The organism is Streptomyces morookaense, from assembly GCF_013030945.1.
Lineage (GTDB): Bacteria > Actinomycetota > Actinomycetes > Streptomycetales > Streptomycetaceae > Streptomyces > Streptomyces morookaensis.
Genome location: NZ_JABBXF010000004.1, coordinates 1 through 23,607 on the forward strand (window position 1 = coordinate 1; position 23,607 = coordinate 23,607).

18 protein-coding genes and 2 pseudogenes are annotated in these 23,607 nt (G+C 70.2%); 8 read left to right on the forward strand and 12 right to left on the reverse strand.

Annotation, left to right across the window (positions count from 1 at the left end; all coding sequences use genetic code 11):
• Positions 1 to 27: 27 nt before the first annotated feature.
• Positions 28 to 699, reverse strand: a complete 672-nt coding sequence (locus tag HG542_RS01695) for a cupin domain-containing protein (RefSeq protein ID WP_171078177.1) — start codon at positions 697 to 699, stop codon at positions 28 to 30.
• A 180-nt stretch (positions 700 to 879) separates the two neighbouring features.
• Between HG542_RS01695 and HG542_RS01700 the strand changes: the two are divergent.
• Positions 880 to 1,053, forward strand: a pseudogene (locus HG542_RS01700) (SDR family NAD(P)-dependent oxidoreductase); the annotation flags it as partial.
• Between the two features lie 163 nt (positions 1,054 to 1,216).
• Positions 1,217 to 1,363, forward strand: a pseudogene (locus HG542_RS36240) (IS630 family transposase); the annotation flags it as partial.
• 53 nt (positions 1,364 to 1,416) lie between these two features.
• Here the strand turns inward: HG542_RS36240 and HG542_RS01705 are convergent.
• Positions 1,417 to 1,794 carry a nuclear transport factor 2 family protein gene (locus HG542_RS01705; RefSeq protein WP_171078178.1) on the reverse strand — a complete coding sequence of 126 codons (378 nt, stop codon included), beginning with the start codon at positions 1,792 to 1,794 and terminating at the stop codon, positions 1,417 to 1,419.
• Positions 1,795 to 2,339: 545 nt separating this feature from the next.
• On the opposite strand from HG542_RS01705, the gene HG542_RS01710 reads away from it, so the two are divergent.
• Positions 2,340 to 4,391 carry a phosphocholine-specific phospholipase C gene (locus HG542_RS01710; RefSeq protein WP_171078179.1) on the forward strand — a complete coding sequence of 684 codons (2,052 nt, stop codon included), beginning with the start codon at positions 2,340 to 2,342 and terminating at the stop codon, positions 4,389 to 4,391.
• 94 nt (positions 4,392 to 4,485) lie between these two features.
• Here the strand turns inward: HG542_RS01710 and HG542_RS01715 are convergent, their stop codons facing one another.
• From HG542_RS01715 to HG542_RS01730, 4 genes are all read right to left on the reverse strand, one after another.
• Complete coding sequence (locus tag HG542_RS01715; RefSeq protein ID WP_171078180.1) at positions 4,486 to 8,076, reverse strand: hypothetical protein; 3,591 nt, start codon at positions 8,074 to 8,076, stop codon at positions 4,486 to 4,488.
• A 118-nt stretch (positions 8,077 to 8,194) separates the two neighbouring features.
• Positions 8,195 to 8,365, reverse strand: a complete 171-nt coding sequence (locus HG542_RS34470) for a hypothetical protein (protein WP_218038999.1) — start codon at positions 8,363 to 8,365, stop codon at positions 8,195 to 8,197.
• Between the two features lie 118 nt (positions 8,366 to 8,483).
• Positions 8,484 to 9,047: a hemerythrin domain-containing protein gene (locus HG542_RS01725; protein ID WP_171078181.1), complete on the reverse strand. Its 564-nt coding sequence runs from the start codon at positions 9,045 to 9,047 to the stop codon at positions 8,484 to 8,486.
• Between the two features lie 132 nt (positions 9,048 to 9,179).
• A complete protein-coding gene (locus HG542_RS01730; protein WP_171078182.1) occupies positions 9,180 to 9,743 on the reverse strand; it encodes a TetR/AcrR family transcriptional regulator in 564 nt (187 codons plus the stop codon).
• Positions 9,744 to 9,898: 155 nt separating this feature from the next.
• Here HG542_RS01730 and HG542_RS01735 point away from each other — a divergent pair, with 155 nt between their 5' ends.
• Positions 9,899 to 10,504, forward strand: coding sequence for a DUF2867 domain-containing protein (locus HG542_RS01735; RefSeq protein ID WP_171078183.1), 606 nt, complete (start codon positions 9,899 to 9,901; stop codon positions 10,502 to 10,504).
• Between the two features lie 60 nt (positions 10,505 to 10,564).
• Here HG542_RS01735 and HG542_RS01740 read toward each other — a convergent pair whose 3' ends face one another.
• The 6 genes from HG542_RS01740 to HG542_RS01765 all read right to left on the reverse strand — a co-directional run bounded on the left by HG542_RS01740 (position 10,565) and on the right by HG542_RS01765 (position 19,854).
• Positions 10,565 to 14,710, reverse strand: a complete 4,146-nt coding sequence (locus tag HG542_RS01740) for an RICIN domain-containing protein (protein WP_171078184.1) — start codon at positions 14,708 to 14,710, stop codon at positions 10,565 to 10,567.
• Positions 14,711 to 14,941: 231 nt separating this feature from the next.
• Positions 14,942 to 16,315: an FAD-dependent oxidoreductase gene (locus HG542_RS01745; RefSeq protein ID WP_171078185.1), complete on the reverse strand. Its 1,374-nt coding sequence runs from the start codon at positions 16,313 to 16,315 to the stop codon at positions 14,942 to 14,944.
• Between the two features lie 4 nt (positions 16,316 to 16,319).
• Positions 16,320 to 16,904, reverse strand: coding sequence for a PadR family transcriptional regulator (locus tag HG542_RS01750; RefSeq protein ID WP_218038991.1), 585 nt, complete (start codon positions 16,902 to 16,904; stop codon positions 16,320 to 16,322).
• 90 nt (positions 16,905 to 16,994) lie between these two features.
• Positions 16,995 to 17,888 (reverse strand): C40 family peptidase, encoded by an 894-nt coding sequence (locus HG542_RS01755; RefSeq protein WP_171078186.1) that lies wholly within the window; start codon positions 17,886 to 17,888, stop codon positions 16,995 to 16,997.
• Between the two features lie 71 nt (positions 17,889 to 17,959).
• A complete protein-coding gene (locus HG542_RS01760; RefSeq protein WP_171078187.1) occupies positions 17,960 to 19,159 on the reverse strand; it encodes a sensor histidine kinase in 1,200 nt (399 codons plus the stop codon).
• 29 nt (positions 19,160 to 19,188) lie between these two features.
• Entirely contained in the window at positions 19,189 to 19,854 is a 666-nt protein-coding gene (locus HG542_RS01765; protein WP_171078188.1) for a response regulator transcription factor, read from the reverse strand.
• A 125-nt stretch (positions 19,855 to 19,979) separates the two neighbouring features.
• Between HG542_RS01765 and HG542_RS01770 the strand changes: the two genes are divergently transcribed.
• From HG542_RS01770 to HG542_RS01785, 4 genes are read left to right on the forward strand one after another with little or no spacing between them, the layout of a single operon-like run.
• Positions 19,980 to 20,474 carry a hypothetical protein gene (locus HG542_RS01770; RefSeq protein WP_171078189.1) on the forward strand — a complete coding sequence of 165 codons (495 nt, stop codon included), beginning with the start codon at positions 19,980 to 19,982 and terminating at the stop codon, positions 20,472 to 20,474.
• Positions 20,475 to 20,502: 28 nt separating this feature from the next.
• Positions 20,503 to 21,576, forward strand: coding sequence for an efflux RND transporter periplasmic adaptor subunit (locus HG542_RS01775; protein ID WP_229922461.1), 1,074 nt, complete (start codon positions 20,503 to 20,505; stop codon positions 21,574 to 21,576).
• Positions 21,573 to 22,349 carry an ABC transporter ATP-binding protein gene (locus tag HG542_RS01780; RefSeq protein ID WP_229922462.1) on the forward strand — a complete coding sequence of 259 codons (777 nt, stop codon included), beginning with the start codon at positions 21,573 to 21,575 and terminating at the stop codon, positions 22,347 to 22,349. Before HG542_RS01775 ends, HG542_RS01780 begins: the two co-directional genes overlap by 4 nt.
• Positions 22,331 to 23,530 (forward strand): ABC transporter permease, encoded by a 1,200-nt coding sequence (locus tag HG542_RS01785; protein ID WP_171078191.1) that lies wholly within the window; start codon positions 22,331 to 22,333, stop codon positions 23,528 to 23,530. Before HG542_RS01780 ends, HG542_RS01785 begins: the two co-directional genes overlap by 19 nt.
• Positions 23,531 to 23,607 lie beyond the last annotated feature (77 nt).

A 23,607-nucleotide genomic window follows, 5' to 3' on the forward strand; every position in this document is an offset into this window, starting at 1 on the left:
CCGCATCGATCCGCAAGGAGTACAAGGTCAGCCTGCCGTCGCCGGGACCGGCTCGTGCAGGAAGAGGATCGTGCAGCCGGTCCTGCTGAAGGTCTGGTGCTCGATGGGGTACGGGTAGTCGACGAAGTCGCCCCTGGCCCGGTGTGCCGTGTGCCGGGTCCCGTCGGGGAACACCAGCTCGTCGTCGGCCTCGCCGTCGAGGAACAGAAAGCGGTGCGCCGTGCGGTGCGGATGCCGGGGCGAGAAGGAGCCCGGCTCGAAGTGGGACAGCCCTACGACCCGTTCGTCGAAGGTCTCGTCGAAGGCGACGTCGAGGAGCAGCCGGAACCACTGTCCCGGGCCCGACTCCAGCCACCCCTCCGGGCCGAACACGTCGTCGGCCGGGGTTCCCAGCCGCTTCCCGGCCAGGACGAGGGCCGTGGAGCCGCTGGTGCTGGATACGACTGCGCCCACCTCTCCGTCCCCGGGCAGCGCGGCATACGCCCCGGTCCGGTGCTCCGATACGAGTCCGGTCGTGCCGCCCGCGATCGAGAGCTTTCCGTCCAGGACGAGAACACGGTCGTCCCCGCACCCTGGACGGGTGAACTCGCCACCCGCCGCGAGCCGCAGGAGCGAGAACGAGTCGCCCTGGGCGGAGTTGAGCAGCTCTTTCGTCCAGACCCCCGGCACCCGCCCGCCGTCGTCGCGGGTCGCCGCCATCCACCCGACAGGGCTGAAGGTTGATATGCGGTCGGCCATTTCTCTCCTCTTCTCTCCTCCGTTGCGCCGACAATCCTGCCGCGCGGAGGCCGAGTTGGCTGCTTGTCACCCCGGGCACCGCTGATTCCACGACCGCTTGGCGGCCGCGGCCCTGGGCTTCATCCGAGGAGCGGGACGACAGTGTTCAGGGGAGCGCAACGTCGCAGGGAACAGGACCGGGCGGTACGCCTCAACCCTGGCAGCAAGGTCGTTATCGTCACCGGAGGCGGGTCCGGCATCGGCGCCACCACCGTGTATCGCTTCGGGCGCGAAGGAGCCACGGTGGTCGCCGTCGGGCGGACCGAGGGCAAACTGAAGCAGGCCGCCGTCGGTGCCCCCGCTGGTTCGCGCTACCGGCGCGGGATGATGCTGCTTGCCTCGGCGTCGCCCGTCCCTGATCGCGACGCCGGGCTCGACCGGATTGACCGACGTCGCAAGGGCACCGCCAACACCCTGGCCGTGCTCAAGTCGATCTGCGCAAACCCAGGCACTGCACCGCTACTTGCGCCGGCGCAATACCAACGCCCGCCACCCCGACGTACTCACCGCCCAGCGCAAGGAACGCGCCCGCGTCCGCAGCGAGAAGGGCATCCTCTGGGGCGGACGCCCCCTCGACACCGCAGCCCCCGAGCGCCGAAGGGGGCAAGTTCAGGAGAGGGACAGCGGCAGAAGGACGACTCAGGAGGCGGACGGTCCGATCTCCCCCGCAAAGACGATGACCTGGTCGATGAGGCTCCGCCGCAGATGGACGACATCCGTTCCCGCCAGGCAGGGACCTCCATCCGGCGTGGTGAAGACCCACTGGTACCGGGCCCACTCGTCAGGCATGTCCACCGCCGAGCAGCGCACCATCGTGCCGGTCCCCGCCGGGTGGCGCCGGATGTCCAGCACGAACCTCTCGACCGCCGCGATTCCTTCGCTGCGACCCAACGGCCCCCAGAAGACCACGTCCGAGGTCAGAGCCTGGGAGAGCAGCGCAGTCACATAGCTGTCGTCCGAGGCGTTGAACGCGGAGATGAACGTGTCGATCGCGGAGCGTGCAATCTCTTCCTGCATGCCCCAGTAATATCAGTCGTTTCGCGTGCGCTCGTCCCGCGGTCCGGAACGTGCGCTTCGAGGCGGTCAGTTGGTTCCGCTGGGCGGCCTTCCACGGCTGTGCATGCTTCCAGGGCAGCTTGTGGTGCAGCTCCGAGCGTTCGGACGAACTTGCGGCAGGCCGCCGGCTCACCGCCCCAGCGGGACCTGGCAGCCCCGCTCGCGGACGGGGCCAGAAACTCGCCTTCATCGGCACCGCGTTGCGCCCGCCTTCCCCGCCTGGGACGCCCACGGGCTGGACGACGCCGCCTGCGAACACGATCACGGACTTGAGGCGGCCCCACGCCTGAGGTGCAGCCTCGGGCGTCAGCCGTCCCGCCGGGCGGCCGAGGTTGTCCCCGCGGGACGGCGACCGGGCGCGGCGCCTGCCGGCCCGCAGAAACGGCACCTGTAGTTCATCTGCCGGACATTCTCAAGTCTTCCCCTGCAGCCACTTCTGGCGCACTCTGTCCGCGTCCGCGACCAACGGTCGGTCGTCCCTCGACACCACGAGGTTCCCCACGCCCATGCCTGAACTCAACCGACGCCGCTTCCTGCAGATCGCCGGTGCCACCGCCGGGTTCGCCGCGCTCTCCGGAAGCATCGAGCGCGCCGCCGCCATCCCGGCCGGCCGCCGCACCGGCACCATCGAGGATGTCGAGCACATCGTGGTGCTGATGCAGGAGAACCGCTCCTTCGACCACTACTTCGGCACCCTGCGCGGCGTCCGCGGCTTCGGCGACCCGCGCCCCGTGACGCTGCCCAGCGGCAAGCCGGTCTGGTATCAGTCGGACGGCACCAAGGAGGTCCTGCCGTACCACCCGGACGCCGAGGACCTCGGCATGCAGTTCATCGAGGGCCTGGACCATGACTGGGCCGGCGGCCACCAGGCCTGGAACCATGGCAAGTACGACCGTTGGATACCCGCCAAGGGCACCGGCACCATGGCGTATCTGACCCGCGAGGACATTCCGTTCCACTACGCGCTCGCCGACGCCTTCACCGTCTGCGACGCCTACCACTGCTCCTTCATGGGCGCCACCGACCCCAACCGCTACTACATGTGGACGGGCCACGTCGGCAACGACGGCAAGGGCGGCGGCCCCGTCCTGGGCAACCAGGAGGCCGGGTACGACTGGACCACGTACCCCGAGCGCCTGGAGAAGGCCGGCATCTCCTGGAAGATCTACCAGGATGCAGGCGACGGGCTCGACGCGCATGGCTCCTGGGGCTGGATCAACGATGCATACCGGGGCAACTACGGTGACAACTCCCTGCTCTACTTCAACAACTACCGCAACGCCAAGCCCGGCGACCCGCTCCACGACAAGGCCCGCACCGGCACCGACGCCAAGAACGGCCAGGGCTTCTTCGACATCCTCAAGGCGGACGTGAAGTCCGGCAAGCTGCCGCAGATCTCCTGGATCGCCGCGCCCGAGGCGTTCAGCGAGCACCCCAACTGGCCTGCCAACTACGGCGCCTGGTACGTCTCCCAGGTGCTGGACGCGCTCACCTCCGACCCGGAGGTGTGGAGCAGGACGGCGCTGTTCATCACCTACGACGAGAACGACGGCTACTTCGACCACGTCCTGCCGCCGTTCCCGCCCGCGAACGCCGACCGGGGCGCCTCCACCGTGGACACCTCGCTGGACTGGTTCCGGGGCGACGCCCACTACGCCGAGGGCCCCTACGGGCTGGGTCAGCGGGTGCCCATGCTGGTCGTCTCGCCGTGGAGCACGGGCGGATTCGTCTGTTCCGAGGTCTTCGACCACACCTCCATCATCCGGTTCATGGAGCGCCGCTTCGGCGTGCACGAGTCCAACATCTCGCCCTGGCGCCGTGCCATCTGCGGTGACCTCACCTCGGCCTTCGACTTCCGGTTGCGGCGCACCGGGCACCCGGAGCTGCCGGACACCTCCGGCTACGTCCCCAAGGACCACGACCGGCACGGCAGTTACGTGCCCAAGCCGCCCGCCGGTCCCTCGCTGCCCAAGCAGGAGGCCGGCTCCCGGCCCACCCGGCCGCTGCCCTACGCACCCCTGGTGGACGCCGCCGTGACCGCGGCGACCGGCCGCATCACCCTCACCTTCGCCGGCGGCGACGCCGCCGGGGCGTGCTTCACCGTCACCTCGGCCAACCGCACCGACGGCCCCTGGAGCTACACCGCCTCGGCGGGCAAGAAGATCTCCGACACCTGGAACACAGCCTACTCCCATGGGGGTTACGACCTGTCGGTCTTCGGCCCCAACGGCTTCCTGCGCACCTTCAAGGGGTCCGGCAAGGCGCAGGGGCCCGAGGTGACCGCACGCCACAAGAAGAAGGGGCTGGAGCTGACCCTGACCAACGCGGGCAGCACCACCTGCCGGCTGACGGTCACCAGTGCCTACGGCGGCAAGCACGAGACGTTCACGCTGCGTCCCGGAGCCCGCTCGGTGCACACCGTCGGCCTGGGCCACAGCAAGCGGTGGTACGACCTGTCGGTGTCCTGCGACACCGACCCCGGCTTCCTGCGCCGCTTCGCCGGCCACGTGGAGAACGGCGAGCCGGGGGTGAGCGACCCGGGGATCATCACGCACTGACGTCACGCACTGACGTCACGCGAGGTCCGGTCGACGCCCTCACCAGGCGTCGACCGGCAACGCCGATCCGGTCGCCCTCGGCGGCGGCAAACGCTCAGGACAGCAACGCGGCCACCGGAGACATCGGTTCCCACGCGGGGTCGCGCCCCGTCAGCCGGTCGATCACGCGCGCCCACGCCTCCGCATCGGTCCCGAGCCGGGAGCGGACGAGATCCGCGAGTTCCGTCAACGCGGTGTGCGCCCCGGCCGGAGCGTCCGTGCGGCGAGCGGCGCTGTTGAGATAGGCGAGCGTCAGCGCCGCCGGGGCCGCCAGGTGCAACAGGTCGGCCCCGGACAGGATGTCCGAGTCGAGCAGGCCGTCGAGCTGTGTGACGGTCGCGCAGTGGAACAGGCCGCCCAGGCCGTGGCGGGCGCGTGCCCGGGTCTGTTCCACGCCCTCGGCCAGGCCGTTCGGTCCCGGCTCCCGTATCAATGCCGCGTACCGGATGCGGAGTTCCGCGGGGACGTCCGGCAGATTGATCAACTGTTCCCAGTACGGCAGCGGTTCCTCTTCGTGTGCGGCTGCCAGCGCCTGCCAGTCGGCGCCGACCGGGAGTGCCGCCACGGCACTCGTCGTCTGCCAGTGGCCCTGGGACCGGCGCAATTTCTTGACGAGCTTGGCCGGGTCCAGCTCGCGGTCGAGCCGGGCGCGGATCACGGCGGCCGGGTCGTCGGCGGCCAGTGCTTTGACGCACAGTTTGGCGGCGGCCTGGCCGAGCAGACCGCGGCCGACGAGCCCGGCCAGTCGGCCTGCTCCGCCGTGCTCGAACAGGTACAGGCAGCCGAGGAGTTGGTGGGCGAGGCCCAGTTCGGTGCCCTGGCGGACGAATATCTCCTCGATCAGATCCGGTTCGGCCGAGCACAGCCAGAGCCGGCCCCCGAGGGGGCGTGCTGCCGGATCGGCCCGCAACTCGGCCAGCACCTGCGTCGCGACCGGGTCGGACCCCGGCCCGGAACGCCGGGAGCGGGCCACGATCCGGCGGGTGATGTGCGGCGCGCCGGCGTGCCGCAGCAGGGCCAGGTCCGTCTCCGGATCGTCGAGGTCGGCGAGCCGCTCCACCAGGCCCTTCTCCAGCCACCGGGACTGGGAGGCGAGGATCCGCAGCGCGTCGGGATCCCGGTCCGCGAGCAGCCGGTCGAAGACCGGGCGCGGGGTGTGGTCGTGGCGCAGCAGGTATGCGGCGAGCAGCCAGGAGCCGTCGGGGCCGAGCCGGGGCAGGACCGCGTCGAGGACCTCGGCGCCGGCCAGGCACAGCAGGGTGCCCATCGGCCAGGCCCACAGGTGGTTGCCGCGCTCCAGCAGCCTGAGCGCCTCGTCGGGAGTGCGCGGGCGGGGAGTGTGAGTGCTCAGCGCCGGTTCCTCCGGTGGCCGGTGCCCGGTGGCGCCCGTCTCCCCGGCTGCCGGCGCGGACTTGGCGAGGGGCAGCAGGTCCGTCCAACTCGGGCCGTCTGGGCCGCTGTTGCCGGAGTCCGCGCCGGCTGCCGTCCGAGCCGTCTCGGCCAGCCGGAGCCAGGCGTCGGGGTCGGTGCCGAGCTCGGCGCGCAGCAGGCGCCCGAGCGCGGCGCGCCACGCGGCCGGGAACGCGAGCCGCTGCCAGTCGTGGGGAAGGAGCAGCATGCGGCGCGCGGGCAGCCAGGCGAGCAGCCCTTCGGCGGGCAGGAGGCCCTGGGTGTAGGCGAGTTCGGTGAGCGTGGCGCTGGAACCCCAGGACTGCGGAGGCTGCGATCGCACCGCTGCGAGGGAGGGCGCGGTGTGCCAGGAGCCCTTGTCCGGCGGGTCGATGCCGTGGGACGCGCAGGCCTGTACGAGCCACTGCGGGGTGGCGAGGCCGGGAGCGTCGTGCCGGCCGTGGTGGGCGAGGAACGTCAGGACGCCGGGGTCGGCAGGGAGCGGGGCGTCGGCGGGGGAGAGGGAACGGAGGATGTCGACGGCGGCGAGGGCGGCCCGCTCGCCGGGGTTGCGCGGAGTCCGGGGCGGTGCGGTCCGCTCCCGGAGCCCGGGGTCGACCGTGGCAGCAGCGCCCGTGTCATCGGGCACCGCGGTCGTTCCGGATTCGGCCGGGGCGGTTCTGCCCGCTTCGAGGATAAGTTCCCGCAGGTTTCCCTGGTGATCCGGCAGCAGGCGGTCGAGGGCGGCCCACGCCTCGGGGCGGTCGCCGAGCCGGGCGTCGGCCAGTGACTGCAGCTCCGCCACGGCCGTACCCGTGAGCAGGCCCTGCTCGGCGAGCAGGGCGAGCGCGGCCAGCGCATGGACGGCCGGCCGGGCAGTGCGGATCAGCTCGACCGGATCGAGCAGCCCGGCCCGGACCATGCCCTCCGCCCACCAGGCGGCGTCATCGTCGAGCGCTTCCTCGGCCAGGCGCTGGTGAGGCAGGGTGACGTTCCCGACGCGCCGACCGGCCACGCGCCAGGGCTCGTTGAGGACACTCAGCCTGAACGCCAGGCGCTGGGCGTCGCTCGCCTCCTCGTGGCGGGCCAGCTCCGCACCGGCCGCGGGCATGAACGGGCTCTTCGCGTGAGCCTCGGACAGGGCCTGCAGATCGTGGACGTACGGTTCGGACAGCAGGTCGCGCAGACTGCTGGTGCCCCGGGTGACGGCCAGCAGGCCCGGCAGCCGCGCGGGGTCCTCGTAGGGTTCGCACCGCTCGCTCAGCCGGCGGAGCGCGTCGCCCGAACCGTCCTCCTCGGCCAGTGCGTCGGTCACGGTGGCGATCACGGGCCGGCTCAGGTGCCGGACGACGGCCGGATCGTCGAGCAGGCTGCGTACTGCCTCGGGCCCCGTGCGTTCCCAGACCCGGACCAGCGCGTACTGCTGCGCCATGCCCCGCACGCCGATGCTCAACGCCCTGGCCACGAGCTGTGGATCGCCCGAGCCGAGCAGCGGCGCGAGCCAGGTGCGCGGCGCCTCGCGGCGCGGGTCGGTCAGCTCGGCGCGCAGAGCCGGGTCCATCGCAACCGGTCCGGTCCGGTGCGCAAGGGCCCGGCGCAGGGACGGTGTGGCGCGCGGGTTGCGGTAGACGGCGGCTCCCACCAGGGCGTCCCCGGTCGCGAGCAGCCGGGCCAGCACCCGTGTGTCGATCCTGGGGTGGCGGGCCAGGGCGGCGCGGGTACGGGAGTCGCCGTGCTCCGTGACGGCGGTGACCAGGCCCGGCCCGGGCAGCGTGCCGCCCGCGAGCAGCCCGTCCACCGTGCGGTCGGGCAGCGCGGTCAGGGCGACGGCCGCGTGCTCGGGCCGGGCCTGGTCCAGCAGGAGGGCGAGGGTGTCGCGCACGCTCCGGGGCGCGGGCGTGCGGACCTCTCCCGGGGCGGCGGGCGGTGCCGGAAGCGGCGCGTCGGCCAGCAGCGCAGGGACGGTGCCGCGATGGACGGCGAGCGCATCGTGCACCCCGAGCCACCGCTCGGCGCGGTCGCCGAGATGATGCTCCACCAACTCACGGAGGCGGCGCGCCGCTTCCTCGCCGACTCCGCCCGCGGCGGCGATCCGCGCCGCAGCGGTGCGCGCCGGGCGGGCCGACTCGAGCACCCGGAGTGCGTCGTCCCCCGCGCTCCCGGCTTCACCTGCGTCCTCTGGGCCCTCTCCCGCCTGCGACGAGGCGAGGATGGTGCGCACCACGTGGGCGGCCGAACTGTCTTGCGATCCCCTCATGCGCGCCATGCTAGGGGCGGGGTACGACAGCCGGGCGGGGGCCGGCTCTCATGCGCTCGGTCGAGAGGCAGCCGAACTTCGCCCTCGCCCGGGCACTGTCCGGCTGTCCGGCACCTTCTCAAGGGTTCAGCAGGGCCTTGACCATGCCGTCCTCCTTGGCCTGGAAGGTCTTGTACGCCTGCGGCCCCTCTTCCAGCGGGAGGGTGTGCGTCGCGAAACCCTCATCCACGGCCTTGGCGATCACCGCACGGCAGTGGGCGGGCCCGGCGAGGTCGCCGGGGACGAGCACGGCCCGCTGCCCGGCTTCCGGTTGGTCACCCGCACGGCTTTCTCCGTGCTCACGCCGCCATTGTCCGCTCGGTCCGAAGGGGCCGCCACGTGGTGCCCCGGAAAGATCGCCTGCGGATTCAGCCGTCGGTGCCGCGTCCGGAAAACAGGTCGCGTACCCGATCGACCAGTCCCGCACCAGGGGCGAGGAGTTTGTTGCCGGGAGGTGTGTCGGGGGCGGAAGGGTGCGGCCGGGTGGGGGCCGTCTTCTTCGCGGTGCGTACTTTGTCGCCCAGCTTCTGGAGCTCTTCGGCGCCGGCGGCCTGGCGGAGTTGCGTGAAGAGGATGAGTTCCTCGTCCTCGATGTGGTCGCGGACCTCGCTGATCAGAGCGGTGACGAGGCGTTCGAAGTCGGGTTCGCCGGGCTTGCAGCCCTCGAGGTCCTTCATGATCTGTTCGGCCTTGGCGTGGTCTTCGATCTCCTTGTCGGCGAGCGCATCACCGTTGGCGAGGTATTGGCGCACGGCCGGGTAGAGGTGCATCTCCTCGGCGACGGAGTGGCGGACGAGCTCGATGGTGGCCTGGTCGGCCAGGTCCTTGCGCTGCTCGGCTCCGGAGGGAAGGGTCTCGATGCGGCTGAAGATCTCTTCGACCTCGCGGTGGTCTGTGGTCAGTTCCTGGATGACGTCGCCGCCGTGGCCCACGGGGAACTCCTTTCGTGTCGGGTGTACCTCAGTGTGTGCACCCTCGCGGGTACCCGCAGGGGGCCGGGTGATACTCAGCAAAACGGCATCGGACGCTCCGCCCGACGACAGCCGGCCACCCGGCTACCGGGTTCAGCGGCTGCGGGGCCGCCCGAGCACGATGTCGGCCGCCATGGCGCGTACTCCGGTGTGGGTGCGGCCGGGATGTTCGGCGGCGAGGAAGTGGCTGCCGATGGCCAGGCTGAAGGCGAGCAGGCTGCGGGCCTCGATCTCGTCGGGGTCCTCGCAGAAGGTGCCGATCGTCTCGCGCAGCAGGGCCATGCGCTCGTTGTCCACCCGGCGCAGGCGTGCGGCGGCGGTCTCGTCGCGTCGTGCCCAGTCGCGGATTGCGAGGTCGATCGGCAGCAAGTGGTCCGGTGACAGCGTCAGTTGACCGGCCAGGCGGATCTTCTCCCGTGGATCGCCGTCGAGTTCCCCGACCCGTTCGAGCACCTCGTCGACGCTCTCCCGCTCCCAGGCGTCCAGCATCGCCTCCAACAGCGCATTGCGGTCGGCGAAGTACCCGTAGAAGCCTCCCTTGGTGACCCCAAGTGCTTTGGCGAGCGCCTCGACCCGTACGGCGTCCACGCCTCCGGAAGCAAGCGCCCGGAGCCCCTCCTCGACCCACGCCTCGCGCGGCGTGCGCTTCGCGCCCATGGTGTGTCTCCTCTCACGTCCCGCCCCTTCTATACGGCACCGTATAAGCGGGCTAGCCTCTTCGTTGTACGCCACCGTATACAGCGACGCAGGAGAGATTCCATGGCCGTCGGTTTGGTCCACCACCTCGAGTCCGGGCAGGGGGTCCGCGAACGATGAGGCTCCCGAGCACCGCCCACACCTCGCGGCCGTGGCGGATCCATGAACTCACCCCCGATTTCCGCGTGGAGGACGTGTGGTCCTTCCGTACTCCCGGAGCCGGGCCGGACGACTTCCCCACGCTGCTCACCGCGCTGCGAGCGGCGGGCGGGCTCAGCACGCAACCCCCGCTGACCCGCCTGCTGTTCGCGGTGCGCTGGAAGCTCGGCGCCCTGTTCGGCTGGGACGCTCCCGGGGCCGGCCTCGACGGGCGGGTACGGTCGCTGTGCGACCGCCTGCCGGACGACCTGCGCGGGCCCCTGACGGCCACGGCGGGACCGGACACCCCGTTCACCACCGTGTACCAGCTGCACGACGAATGCGCCGACGAGCTGGCCAACAAGACCGTCCATACCGTCTGCCACCTGGGGTGGGTTCAGGCCGAGAACGGTGAGTACGAACTGCGGATGGCGGCCCTGGTCAAACCCAACGGCCGGTTCGGACGGCTGTACATGGCCGGCATCAAACCGTTCCGCCACCTGATCGTCTACCCGGCACTGACCCGTCAGTGGGAACGCGCGTGGCGCGACCGCGAGCGTCTGGTAGGCCTGTCGCGCGCCTGAGCGTGCACGTCGGGGTCCGTCCGATCCAATGGATCGGACGGACCCCGGTCGAGCGATCGCTCAGTGCTGTGGCATGCCCCCGCACTCGAACGTGCTGCACCACATGTGCACACTCGCCTCGGGCGAATCCTCGATCACGCCGTCCGGGTGCGTGTACCGGTAGAAGAAGCCGTAGTTCACCGTGTTGGCGATCAGCCCCTTCGGCACATTGAACCGGTCGCTTCCGTGTTTCGTGAACGGGTAGGTGCGTTCGTCGCGGAGGCCGTACGCCCGGATCACCACCTGTGTCCCTGCGGGGACGGAAGCGTCACCCCAGTAGACGTAGCCTTCCCCGAAGGTGTCGGGGAAGTTCACCCGGGCGTCCGCGGTGACGCCGGCGGGGGCGGGCAGGCGCAGTCCCCGGCCGTTGACCCGGGTCCAGCTGTCGTCGGTGAACGCGTAGTAGTCCCCGTCGGTCCCCGGAACCGGCAGCAGGGCCTGGATCCGGTCGGTGCCGGTGTTCAGGGCGAACAGGGACCAGCCGTCGGCGATCCGCCTGGGGGGCACCACCTGGGTGTCCTTGTGGGTGTCGTCGCCCTCCACGCGGATGGTGGTGAACCAGGCCCCGGAGAACACCTGGTATTCGCCGGAGTCGGCGGATACCGGCCGGACGGCGTCCACCCGCGTCACCCCGGACTTGCCGAACAGGTCCTTCAGCGAGGCCCATTGATCCAGGCTGCGGGAGTCGTACCCCTCGTTGTCGTCCTTCAGATCGTCGTCGAGACGGATGCGGGTGTACCGGTCGCCGGAGAACACGTAGAAGCGGCGGTCGGAACCGGGTACCGGCATGGCCGCGTCCACCCGGCCGGCCTTCGAGGCGGCCAGCAACGCCGCCAGGGAGGACCAGTTGTCCGTGATCGCGGCGGGAGCGCCGTTGCCGGTGACCGTCGCGGCCACCGTGGTGCCGTCCGGCTCGTCGAGGCGGATCCGCTGGTACTGGTTTCCGGAGAAGACCCAGTACTCCCGCTCCAGGCCCGGCGCGGGCATGACCGCATCCACCCGGCGCGACGCGCCCTTGGCCGCCAGCAGACCGGCCAGCGCAGGGGAGTCCTTCTGCGGCCGCGCATCGCGTGCCGGAACCACCGCTTTCCACAGGGCGAGTGAGGAGGCCTGCTCGTTGTCGGCGACCATCACCACACGCCCTGCCGGTTCGGTTCCCAGGAGCAGCCCGGTGGCGACATTGAACAGGCGCCCGTCGCCGTCCGGCCGCCATCGCTGCTTCCGCAGGTTCTCGCACGCCGCCGTGCTCACCGCGGTGCCCGCGGAGTCACCGGCGACGAGACAGCGTTCGCCGTCCAGAGTGCTGATCCGCCCGGTGGGATGGAACACGAAGGTCTGCAGATCCGGACGGTCCAGCGACGCGCGGTGCTCGACCGCGCCGCCCCCTGCCGCAACGGACAGATAGCGCGCGGCTTCACCGGTGGCCAGCTGGAGGTGGCGCGGGGTGTCGACCGGCTGCAGAAAGCCGGGGTCGGACATTCCCATGGCCTCGAGGACGTCCTCGATCTCGGCCACCGACAGCCCGGCCGGGGGAGTGGACTTCAGCTTGTCGACGACGCCGCGCTGCTCTCCCCGCATCGTTTCCAGGCACTGGGCGTAGCGTCCGCCGCCGCCGTGGTTGCCGATGTCCGGTGCGCACCATGTGCTGGTCGCAAAGCCGTTGGCCTTGTCGATGAACTGCTGGTTGAAGTCCTGGCCGGTCTTCTCGCTCCACACGGCGTCGAAGCCGTTCTTCAGCGCCTTCGCCAAGGCTGAGCGGACCAGCTCGGGGGTGCTGCCGGTCAGGTCGTCGACTTTGGCGTCGGCCTTCTTGAACTGCTCCGACCCGGACCACTCCTGGCTTTGCGCCTCGTCAGGATCCACCGTGCCGGATTCCGTTGCCGTGCTTGCCGCATGGGCCAGGCCCTTGACCGCGGCACGCTGCATCTCCATGGCCTGCACGAGCCCGATGCCGGCTGCGACGGCTTCCGTGCCGCCCTTCTTGGCCGGCCACCCCTGCTTGCCGTCCTGCAGATACCGGTCGAGCAGTTTCCTCCACTGCTTGTCCCGCTCGGCGGGCAGGCCCAGCAGTTCCTGCTCACTGGTCCGGATGTGGTCCGTCCACGCCTTGGTCAGGTGGTAGGCCATGGCGAGTGCGAACGCAGGCCCGCCGACGGCCGATTCGACGCCGGCCACCTCCAGGCCCTCCACCAGCAGGGCGAAACCGTCGACCCCGGCCCCGGCGAAGTCCTTGTCCTGGACGTCCACCCCGACCTGGAGCAGGCTGCCCACCACAGGAAGGAGTGCGGTGACCGCCGCGGCCTTGTCCAGGTCGGTCGACTCGCCCGAGAACGCCTCCACGACTCCGTGCGCCCACAACACCGCACCGCCGGCATGGATGACGTGTTCCCAGTCGAAGCGGTTGCCTCCGAGCTCGGTGCGCGTCTTTTCGTAGGGCACGTAGAACGCGGACGGGTCCTCCGTCACCGTCTTGAGGTCTTTCGCCAACCGGACGTCCGAAAGGTTCTCCACCCCGGCCAGCTTCAATTCCGTTATCTTTTCGACCTTTGCCCGCTCCTGCTCGGCCACCTTCTTCCAGTCCACGGTCTCCAGGCACGAGGCCAGCCCGGACGTGGCACACAGCTCCTCGGCCCGCTCCCGTGCCCGGCCTGGCAGCTTCTTCGCCTCGGCGACGGCCTCGTTGCGTATCTGCTCCCGGTCCGCTACGGCGTCGTCCTCCCAGGGCAACGCGTCCGGCGCGTCCGGCTCTTCCTTCAGCAGCCGCCCGGTTTCTTCGATGCGGCGCTTCGTCTCCTCCGACACGTTCTCGGGGCGGCCGTTCAGGCGGCATGCCATCGAGCGCCTGCCCGGGGAGCAGGACCGCAGGACGGCCCGCTGCGCCTGTTCGATCCGCTCCACAAGAGCGTCCGGATTCTTGAGGTCCTTGTCGGTGACGACCAGGCCGGGCGGCAGCTTCACCAACTCCTCGTACCGGTCGGGCCAGTCCGCCCAGAACCCGTCGGGGAGCGCATAGTGTTCGCGAGCCGGCACGCCCCGTTCCCCGGCGAGATCGGTCTCGGTGAGGTCGAGAGTCTTGCGGCGGCCTTCTTTCGCTCTCTTCAGGGCCTTCTGCACCGCTCCGGAGGATTCCTTCACCGCCTTTTTGACCTGTTCCCACGACCTGTTCAAGTGCTCGTACGCGAAACGGCGCTTGCCCGAATCGCCCGTAGCGCTCGCGAGGTACTTCTTGCGGGCCTTCCCGCCCAGCGTTCCGAGCTCTTCGGCGTCGGTATAGGCGGTGTCGGTCCTGTCCCTGCCGCGAGGGTCCTTGTAGGTCACCTCCACCGGGATCTCCCCGTTGTCCGGCAAGGTGGCGTCCGCGCCCTGCAGGTTGTGGGCGGCATGGATCAGTTCGTGTGCGACCGCGAGGGGCTCGTCGAGGGCGAACCGTTTTCCGTCCGGCTGATATCCGAGGAGCACGAACGGGTCGTCCGGCATCGCGATCATGCTTTCGGAGCCGATTCCGTTGCTCCTGCGCCTCACGTCGAAGGCGATCGCGCCGGGGTCGTTCACGAGGAACGAGTCGATCGTTTCGCTCCGTTCCCTCGGGGAACGGCTCTCGAATTCCTTCCTCACGTCGTCCGGCCATGTGCTCCGGTCTTCTGGAAATCCCCGGAAGAATATGGTGTTGACGTCTGCGCGTCCCGTCGCCGCACGGGCCTGTTCGCTCGCAACGTCCAGTGGACGCATGAGGCTGACGCCCTCCAGCAGGGTCTTCCCCTTGCTGCGGGAGGCGATCTTCTTGAGGTTCTCCGCGATCCGCTTGACGAAGGCCTCGGCCTTCATCGCCCCGCCGGGCTCCCGCTCGTAGGGCATGGTGTGCCCCTCGATGCTCTGCCTGTCCAAGGCAACCGTGATGCTCGACGGCACCTTCGAGCCGGGGACGGGGATGCGGACTGCTCGAAGGTGTTCCCTGAACCCCTCGACTTCGATGACTTCATAGCCCGCAAGGGTCTGGCCCGCGGCCGGCAGACCGGAGGCGGGCGCTGCCCGGGAGCCGGCGGCTGCAGGCAGCAGTGCGGAAGCCGGTGCGGCCGACGCGGCGGGGGCGATGCCTCCCAGAAGGGCGGCTGCAGTGAGTGCGCCGACCAGCGGCACTCGTATCGATCTTTTGGAAACTGCTCTCATCTGTCTCTCTCGTCACCTGTCGCATCGACCCGCAGAACGAGAGAGCCGCCGGGGACCGGGCGTGTTTACCCTCACGCGAACACGTAGGCGCCGGCCATATGGGCCGACGCCTACGTCACACCGCCGCGCTCACCATCACCAGGTCAAGCGACACTTGACCGAGACTTTAACAAGGAAATGCCGGCAGGGACGACATTGCGCAACCGAGTAAGAGGGCGGGTAAGGGGGTGGTCAGTCCTCCTTTTGCCGGCCGGCGCCGCGGAACTCCGCCTCGGACATCGCCATCTTCCGCTTGACGAAGGTCATCTGATTCATGGCGCGCATGCTGGTGCGCATCAGACCGCGGACCAGCGAGCCCGTCACACCGTCCTTGTGGGCGGCCGAATGACCGTCCATGTTCCGGCGGGACTTGGCCACGGCTTCGAAGCCGTATGCGACCATCTTGGTCTCGTAGTCGCGTATCGCGTCGAGAAGACCGGTCCTGCCCTCCTGTGCGGCCACCAGGTTCTTGCACAGCAACGCGGCGTCGCGCAAAGCCGTGTTGGCCCCGACGCCCCGGCCGGGTGTCATCGTGTGGATGGCGTCGCCGATCAGTGTGACGTTGGTGGTCTGCCACTGCTCGACCGGTTCGGACGTGCGGATCTTGAGCGGGAAGCAGCTGTTCGGGTCGCCGAGCGCGAAGAGCCTGCGCAGGTTCGGGTGCCAGTCCGCGGTGAGTTGCCGGACCAGCTGCTGAGCCTCCCCGCCCTTGCGCTGCATGGTGTCCGCCGGGAGCCGGTGATCGGCGGCCGCGAAGCCCCACATGATGTAGTCGCGCGAGTTGTCGTGGAGCAGGCCGGGCCACTGGCTGATCAGCTCGGCCTCCGTGCGGCCGATGCCGTCCTTCGGCTCGCCGTCGGTGTCCCACGGGAACTGCATGACGTGGATGATGCACATGAAGCCCTTGGGGCCTTGCAGCATCGTCACCCCGTCGAGGATCCGCCGGGGCAGCAGTGTGCGCGTCTCGTCGGTCAGGAGCGTCTTGCCGGTGATGCCGGTCAGCCCGGCGTCGAGCAGCTTCGCCTGCGGCAAGTACTGTCCGCGTACCTTGGAGTTGCTGCCGTCCGCGGCGACGAGCACATCACCGGTGGCCGAGGTGCCGTCGTCGAAGAACGCGGTGACCTTGCCGTCCGGGCGTTGTTCGTAGTGGGTGTAGCGCTTCTCGAAGTGCACGACGTCCTCGAGCCCGGTCAGCAGCACCTGGCGCAGCGTCATCCGGCTGACGGATTCGTACAGGTCGAGTTCGTCGAAGTCGGGCGGCTCCTTGAAGATCTCCGGGCCGGACGAGAACAGCTGCGACAGCTGCTCCGTGTACTGGTTGAAGTAGACGGGCCGTTTCGCGCACGTGGCGACGAAGGTGTCGTAGAGCTCTGGCGAGAGACAGGCGCGCAGGGCGCGCTTGCCGTCGGCGTCGATGCCGACGCCGTAGCCCTGCAGACCGTCGCTGCGGGTCCGGTCGCGCTCGTGGACCGCGACGCCGACGCCGGCGCGCTTGAGTCCCTGGGCGAGGCAGAGGCCGCCCGTGCCGCCTCCGATCACGATGACGTGTAAGGGTGATGTGGACATGGTGCTACTCCCCGGCAGGTGAAAGTGTGCCGTGCTGTTCGGCCGGATCCCGGCCGTCCGCCTGCGTGGCCGTGGCGAGCGCACGCAACTGGTCTTCGCTCCAGGCGATCACGCCGGCCCGCAGGTCCTCGATGACCGACGCGACCCATGCCAGCTCGGCCCCGGTCGTCGCCCTGAGCAACTCCATCTCCAGCATGAACAGCCTGGGTACGCCGTCTGCGCTCAATTCGGCGTCGATCCCGGCGAGTTCGGCGCCGAGCAAATCGTGGCGCCGTTCGAGCTGCCGGAGCACCTCCTGCGGAGGGAGCATGGGGATGAACGCGATCGCCGCCGGGAACGCCGGGTACTCCTTCGTGGGCGTCGCCAGGGCGTCGAGCATCCATTCCCGCCACGTGGCGCGGCCCTGCGGAGTGAGGGAGCAGGCCGTCCGCTCCGGCCGTGCGCCCTCGCGGGAGACCTCGTGCACCGCGATCAGACCGGCTCTGCACAGCCGGTCGATCGTCCGGTACAGGCTGGCGCGCTGCCCGACGTTGACCACTTGGTCCTTCCCGCGCGCCTTGAGCAGCTGCTGCGTGCGGTAGGGGTGCATCGCGCCCTCACCGTACTGTTCGTGCGGCGGCGGACGCACGGTGGGCCGAGGTCCGCCGCCCCTGAACTCATCAGATATGGCGCGCAGTAGTCACAGCACGCGAACGGCTCCGGTCGGCATGTCCCACTTCATGTCACGCTCCACGACACCCGTGCGCGGGTTCTGCGCGCCGATGAACTTGCCGCCGCCGGTGTAGACGGCGACGTGGTAGGCGCTGCCTGCGGAACCCCAGTACAGGATGTCGCCCGGCTTGAGGCTGTCGAGGCTCACCTGGCGGCCCGCCGTCGACTGCTGGCCGGAGACCCGCGGAAGGTCGATGCCGATCTGCTTGTACGCCGCCATGACCAGGCCGGAGCAGTCGTACGAGCCGGAGGCGCCGGTGCCGCCCATGACGTAGGCCTTGCCGACCTGGGACTTGAGGAAGGCGAGCATGGCTGCGGCGCTGCCGGTAGCGGAGGACGAGGAATCCGACGACGAGGACGGTGGTGTGGGCTTGGCCGTGCTCCCGCTCCCGGCCGGCCGGGACCGGTCCGCGGAACGTGAGCCGTGGGACTGCGCGTTGTCCTCGGACTGCTTCTGCTCCTGCTCCTGCTCGTGCTCCTGATCTCGCTTCTTCTCGGCCTCGGCCGACTTCCGCTCCGCTTCGGCCTTCCGCTCCGCCTCCTCCCTGGCCTTCTTGGCGGCCTTCCTGGCGTCGTTCCTGGCCTGCTCGATCGCGTCGTCCACCTGCGCCCGGGCCTGGTAGCCGGCAGCGGCCTGCTGTGTGGCGTCCGCGCTCTGCGCAATGGAGGCGGAGAGGCCGACGTCGAACGTCGGCATCTCCATGGTCGATTCGGCGGGCTTCTCGGCGGCCGTGGCGGAGCCGGGTGCGGCGACGGCCAGTGTGCTGAGGACGCCGCCGGCAACACCCGTGCGGACCGCCCACGACTGCATCGCGGGACGGCTGGGTTTCCGGTGACTGCGTATGCGTGTGTTGGGGGACATAGTCAACGGGCTATCAGAAATGGTGCATCAAGGCCAAATAACGTGGGGTATCCCACAGTTGCCGACTCCGGTCATGAACCCCCCTCGGGACCGGGGAAGACGACCCGGACGGTCAGCCCGCCGCCCGGGTTCGCCTCTGCCTCCGCGTGGGCCTGGTGGGCGCGGGCGATCGAGGCGACGATGGACAGGCCCAGCCCGGCGCCCTCGCCGCGGGCGTGCCGGCGTTCTTCCAGGCGGCGGAACGGTTCGAAGAGGTAGGGGACGGTCTCCGGGGGCACCCGGGGGCCGCTGTTGTCGACCTCCAGGGCCCGGCCGTGCGCAGTGATGGTGACGTGGCCTCCGTCGTGGTTGTAGCGCAGGGCGTTGCCGACGAGGTTGCGTACGAGGTGCGTCAGCAGCACCGGGTCGCCCTGCACCGTGACTGGCGCGGCCCGGGCCCGGACGGTGATGCCGCGGTCGCGGGCCTGCTGCGTGACGGCGTGCTCGGCGGTCACGGAGCGGACGAGTTCGTCCAGGGCGACCGGTTCGCGGTGGTCCAGGCCCTGTTCGGAGACAGAGAGCAGCAGCAGGCCTTCGATGAGCCGTTCGCTGCTGTCGGCGACCTCGATCAGCTTGCGGCGGATGCGGGCGACGGCCGCCGGGTCGGAGGTGGCCAGGCCGATCTCGGCCGCGGCCCGTTGCACCGCGAGCGACGTGCGCAGTTCGTGCGCGGCATTGGCGGCGAAGCGCTTTTGCGCGCCGACGAGATGCTCTATGCGGTCGAGCATGTCGTCGAAGGTGTCGGCGAGTTGCTTGAGCTCGCCGGCGGGAGCGTCGAGGGCGATGCGTTCGTGGAGGTTCTCCCCGGACAGCCGCCGGGCGGTACGGGTGATCACTCCGACGGGACGCAGCACCCGCCCGGCCATCCACCAGGCGAGCGCGACCGAGACGATGGAGAAGACGGCCAGGGTGATCAGGGAGATGGTCAGCAGCTGGTTCTGTGTGGCCTGTTCGGCGGCCCGTGTGAACGTTCTGATGACCGTCGTGGCCTCCTGGTCGCGCTGAACGGGCGTGGGGCCAGGAGAAGCGGGGACAGCGGCGGGGGAGGGGACAGGGCCGGAATGCGCAGGGGCGACGTCCGGGTTGTTCCGGGCCACCGCTGCCGTGATGGTGGTGTACAGGCCCTGGGACACGAGGAAGTTGATCAGGCCGATGAGCATGGCCCCGGCAAGCACCAGCAGCCCGCCGTAGAGCATCGTCAGCCGGGCCCGTTCGCCGCCGGGCAGCCGCATCGGCCGTCTGTGCGGTGTGGAGGACCGGTTCATGCAGTCCCGCCGATGCGGTATCCGTGCCCCGGCACGGTCTCGATGACCGGAGGCTCGCCCAGCTTGGCGCGGAGCTTGCTGAGCGCGACCCGTACCGCGTTCGTGCGGTAACTGGTGTTCTCCTCCCACACCTGCTCGATCAGATCGTCACCGCTGACGACGGCGCCCTCGGCGCGCATCAGTACTTCCAGCACCCCGAACTCCTTGCGCGACAGGGCGAGATAGCGGCCGTCCCGGAAGGCCTGTCGGCGAGCCGTGTCCACGGTGATGCCGGCCCGTTCGATGACGGGTGGCAGGGCGGGCCGGGCACGGCGGCCCAGGGCCAGCACGCGGGCGAGCAGTTCCTCGTAGGCGAACGGCTTGGAGAGGTAGTCGTCCGCACCCAGGCCGAGGCCCTCGACCCGCTCGCGCACCGAATCGGCGGCGGTGAGCATCAGCACCCGTGTCAGCAGACGCGCCCCGACCACGCGGCGGCACACCTCGTCGCCGTGCAGGCCGGGCAGGTCGCGGTCGAGGACGAGCACGTCGTAGTCGCCCAGGCGCAGCCGCTCCAGCGCCGTCAGGCCGTCGTGGGCGACGTCGACGGCCAGGGCATCGCGCCGCAGCCCTTCGGCGATCATCTCCGCCAGGAATTCCTCGTCCTCCACGACCAGCACGCGCATGACATCCACGTATACCCGAGAGCCGCCTTTCGTCGGCATAAACATCCTCGTTGAGGGAAACGAAACACGGGCTCGTGCCAGCCTCCGTGCCGTCGGCCACCGGGTCTCGGATACGGAGGAATTCCATGGGGAACGTCAGGTACGGCATGGCGGCTGCATTGGTCACGGGAATGGCGTTGTTCGCCGTGGGCTGCACCGGGGGCGGTGCGGATTCCGGCAAGGACAGCGGTGCCCGGGGGGCGGGTGCGTCCGGCGAGGGGAAGAAGGAGGACGACGCCTACAAATACCGCCAGTGCCTGCGCGACAACGGTGTGAAGGTGGCGGAGCCCAAGGGCGACACGGCTGCGGGCATCGAGGTGAAGGACGAGAAGGCGTTCAAGAAGGCCCAGGAGGCCTGCAAGGACCTGCCCGGTGCCGGAAAGGAAATGAGCCAGGAAGAGCAGGAGAAGGCCCTCGACGAGGCCGTCAAGTTCGCGAAGTGCATGCGCGAAAACGGTGTCGACATGCCGGACCCGCAGATGCAGGACGGCAAGCTGACCGCGCAGCGGGGAGACACCACCGTCGACAAGGGGAAGCTGGAGAAGGCCCAGAAGGCGTGCAGTGGTCAGAATGGCCGGTGAGCGCAGCCGTCGGCCCCCGAGAAAATACGTGATCGCCTCGCTCGTCGTGGCGAGTGCGCTGGTGGGCGGGGCCGCCGTCGTCTCGGTGAGCGGCGACGACGGCAAGGGCCGGGAGCGGCACGTGGACGGGCTGCCGCAGAAGACCGACACGGTCAAGCGGCAGGACCTGAGCAGCCGCACCCAGGTGGACGGCACCCTCGGCTACTCCAAGGAGCGCAAGCTCAACGCCGGAGCGCAGGGCACGGTCACCTGGCTGCCCGACAACGGCGCGGTCGTCAAACAGAACGAGGCGCTCTACGAGGCCGACGGCGCCAAGGTCCGGCTGCTGTACGGCGAGCGGCCCATGTACCGGAAGCTCAAGGCCGGGGACAAGGGGCCGGACGTCCGGCAGTTGAAGCAGAACCTGCGCGACCTCGGCTACGGCGCCGGCCTGACCGTGGACGAGGAGTTCACCTCCGGAACGGCGGAAGCGCTCAAGCGCTGGCAGAAGTCCCACGGCCTGAAGCAGACCGGTGAGACGGGTCCGGAGCAGATCTCCTTCGCGCCGGGTCCGGTGCGGGTCAAGAAGAAGGAGGCGGCTGTCGGTGACCAAGTGGCTCCCGGCAAGCCGGTGCTGACCGTCACCGGGGCCGAGCGCGAGGTGCAGGTCGAGCTCGACGTGTCCGATGCCTCTCTCGCCGAGCCCGGCACCCGTGTGGAGGTCACCCTTCCCGGCGGCGACAAGGTGAAGGGGAATGTCGCGTCCGTCGACCGCAGCGCCGGTCCGGACGGCGACGACAAGGGACCGGGCGGCGGGCAGGACAAGTCCGCCAAGGTCACCGCCCGGGTGACCTTCGCCGATCCGTCCGAGGTCAAGGGGATCGACCAGGCGCCCGTCACCGTCGAGCTCAAGGGCGAGACGCACGAGAACGTGCTCACCGTCCCGGTCAACGCGCTGCTCGCCCTGCCCGCCGGCGGCTTCGGCGTCCAGGTCGTGGAGGACGGGAAGGCCCGCGAAGTCCCGGTCAGGCTCGGCCTGTTCGGGCAGGGCAGGGTGGAGGTCAGCGGGATCAGCGGGTCCGGCCTCCAGGAAGGCATGAAGGTCGGAGTGCCCACATCATGACCATCGTCGCCAACACTGTCGTCGAACTGAACCAGGTCACCAAGGAGTACCCGGGCGGGGTCGCGGCTCTGCGCGGGGTGGACCTGCGCATCGAGCGCGGGGAACTGCTCGCGATCGTCGGCCCGTCGGGGTCCGGCAAGTCCACCTTGCTGCACATCGTCGGCACCCTGGACCGTCCCACCGCCGGTACCGTCGCCATCGCGGGCCATGACGTCGCGGCCCTCTCCGACCGCCGGCTGTCCGCCCTGCGCGCCCGGCACATCGGCTTCGTCTTCCAGTCCTTCCACCTCGTGTCCGGGGTCACCGCCCAGGACAACGTCGCCGAGGGCCTGCTCTACTCCGGCCTCGCCCGGGCCGAGCGCCGCAGGCGCGCCGCCACGGCCCTGGAACGCGTCGGGCTCGGCGACCGGATGCACCACCGCCCGCACGAACTGTCCGGCGGGCAGCGGCAGCGGGTGGCCATCGCCAGGGCGGTGGTCGGCGAGCCGGATCTGCTGCTGGCGGACGAACCCACCGGCGCCCTGGACTCCGCCTCCGGCGAGGCCGTCATGCAGTTGCTGCACGACCTCAACGCCGACGGGGCGACCATCGCCGTGATCACCCACGACGGCGAGATCGCCGGCGCCCTGCCGCGCCAGGTGCGCATCCGCGACGGCCGGATCGTCGAGGACGCGCGCACGACGCCGGAAGACGCACAGGCGAGGCCGGAAGACGCGGAGACGATGCCGCTGGAGCCGGCAGGAGGCGAGGACCAGTGCCGAGCGACCGACTGACCCCGGCCCGCCTCGGCCCCCGTGACGTGGTGCACGTCGGCTCGGCGGGCCTGCGCGCCCGGCCGATGCGGGTCGTGCTGTCCGCCTTGGGCATCGCCATCGGCATCGCCACGATGATCGCGGTGGTGGGCATCTCGGCCTCCAGCAAGGCCCAACTGCTCCAGCAGCTCGACAAACTGGGCACCAACATGCTCAAGGTCGCCCCCGGCGAGGACCTGTTCAGCGGCGAGAGGGCCAAGCTGCCCAAGGAAGCGCCCGGCATGATCGGCCGCATCCCCGGCGTCGAACACGTCGGTGCGGTCGGAGACCTGAAACAAACCGTCCGGCGCAGCGAGAAGATCTCCAAGGACGACACCGGCGGTCTCTCCGTGAAGGCTGCGGGCGAGGACCTGCTGAAGGCCCTGGGCGGCACGGTCGGTACGGGCACCTGGCTCAACGACGCGAACGGACGCTACCCCTCGGTGGTGCTCGGGAGCGTTGCCGCCGAGCGGCTGGGCATCACCGCGCCCGGTCAGCAAGTCCTCATCGGCAGCCAGTACTTCACGGTCATCGGCATCCTCGACCCGCTGCCGCTGGTGCCCGAGGTCGAACGGGCCGCACTGGTCGGATGGCAGGCCGCCGGCACCCTCCTGGACTTCGACGGGCACCCCACCCAGATCTACGAACGCTCCTCGGACGCCTCCGTCGAGTCGGTCGGCAAGCTGCTCGCACGCACCGCCGACCCGCAGAACCCGCAGAACGTCAAGGTGTCCAACCCGTCCGCAGCGCTCCAGGCCAAGGCCGCCACCGAGGGCGCGTTCGACAGCCTGCTGCTCGGACTGGGCGGCGTGGCCCTGCTGGTCGGGGGCGTCGGCGTGGCCAACACCATGATCATCTCGGTGCTGGAACGCCGCCACGAGATCGGCCTGCGCCGCTCCCTGGGCGCCACCCGCGGACAGATCCGCATCCAGTTCGTCACCGAGTCGCTGCTGCTGTCCGGACTCGGCGGACTGGCCGGTGTGTTGCTGGGCTCCGCGGCCACGTATGTGTTCGCCGCCTCGGGCGGCATGCCGTGGGTCGTGCCCCTGTGGGCAGTTGGTGGCGGCTTCGCCGCGACCCTGCTCATCGGGTCGGTGGCGGGACTGTATCCGGCGGTCCGCGCGGCCCGGCTCTCGCCGACCCTTGCCCTCCAGGCGGGGTAGGCGGAGAGGAACGTCGGGGACGGTCACCGGGCAGCTCAACCGGTAGGGTCGGGCGGCTGGTCGCGCAGTTCCTCCCC

Excerpts from the sequence above, each read along its gene's own strand:
- HG542_RS01695 (WP_171078177.1), bottom strand. The coding sequence starts at position 699 with ATGGCGGCGACCCGCGACGACGGCGGGCGGGTGCCGGGGGTCTGGACG.
- HG542_RS01705 (WP_171078178.1), bottom strand. The coding sequence starts at position 1,794 with ATGCAGGAAGAGATTGCACGCTCCGCGATCGACACGTTCATCTCCGCG.
- HG542_RS01710 (WP_171078179.1), top strand. The coding sequence starts at position 2,340 with ATGCCTGAACTCAACCGACGCCGCTTCCTGCAGATCGCCGGTGCCACC.
- HG542_RS01715 (WP_171078180.1), bottom strand. The coding sequence starts at position 8,076 with ATGAGGGGATCGCAAGACAGTTCGGCCGCCCACGTGGTGCGCACCATC.
- HG542_RS01730 (WP_171078182.1), bottom strand. The coding sequence starts at position 9,743 with ATGGGCGCGAAGCGCACGCCGCGCGAGGCGTGGGTCGAGGAGGGGCTC.
- HG542_RS01735 (WP_171078183.1), top strand. The coding sequence starts at position 9,899 with ATGAGGCTCCCGAGCACCGCCCACACCTCGCGGCCGTGGCGGATCCAT.
- HG542_RS01740 (WP_171078184.1), bottom strand. The coding sequence starts at position 14,710 with ATGAGAGCAGTTTCCAAAAGATCGATACGAGTGCCGCTGGTCGGCGCA.
- HG542_RS01745 (WP_171078185.1), bottom strand. The coding sequence starts at position 16,315 with ATGTCCACATCACCCTTACACGTCATCGTGATCGGAGGCGGCACGGGC.
- HG542_RS01750 (WP_218038991.1), bottom strand. The coding sequence starts at position 16,904 with ATGCACCCCTACCGCACGCAGCAGCTGCTCAAGGCGCGCGGGAAGGAC.
- HG542_RS01755 (WP_171078186.1), bottom strand. The coding sequence starts at position 17,888 with ATGTCCCCCAACACACGCATACGCAGTCACCGGAAACCCAGCCGTCCC.
- HG542_RS01760 (WP_171078187.1), bottom strand. The coding sequence starts at position 19,159 with ATGCGGCTGCCCGGCGGCGAACGGGCCCGGCTGACGATGCTCTACGGC.
- HG542_RS01765 (WP_171078188.1), bottom strand. The coding sequence starts at position 19,854 with ATGCGCGTGCTGGTCGTGGAGGACGAGGAATTCCTGGCGGAGATGATC.
- HG542_RS01770 (WP_171078189.1), top strand. The coding sequence starts at position 19,980 with ATGGGGAACGTCAGGTACGGCATGGCGGCTGCATTGGTCACGGGAATG.
- HG542_RS01780 (WP_229922462.1), top strand. The coding sequence starts at position 21,573 with ATGACCATCGTCGCCAACACTGTCGTCGAACTGAACCAGGTCACCAAG.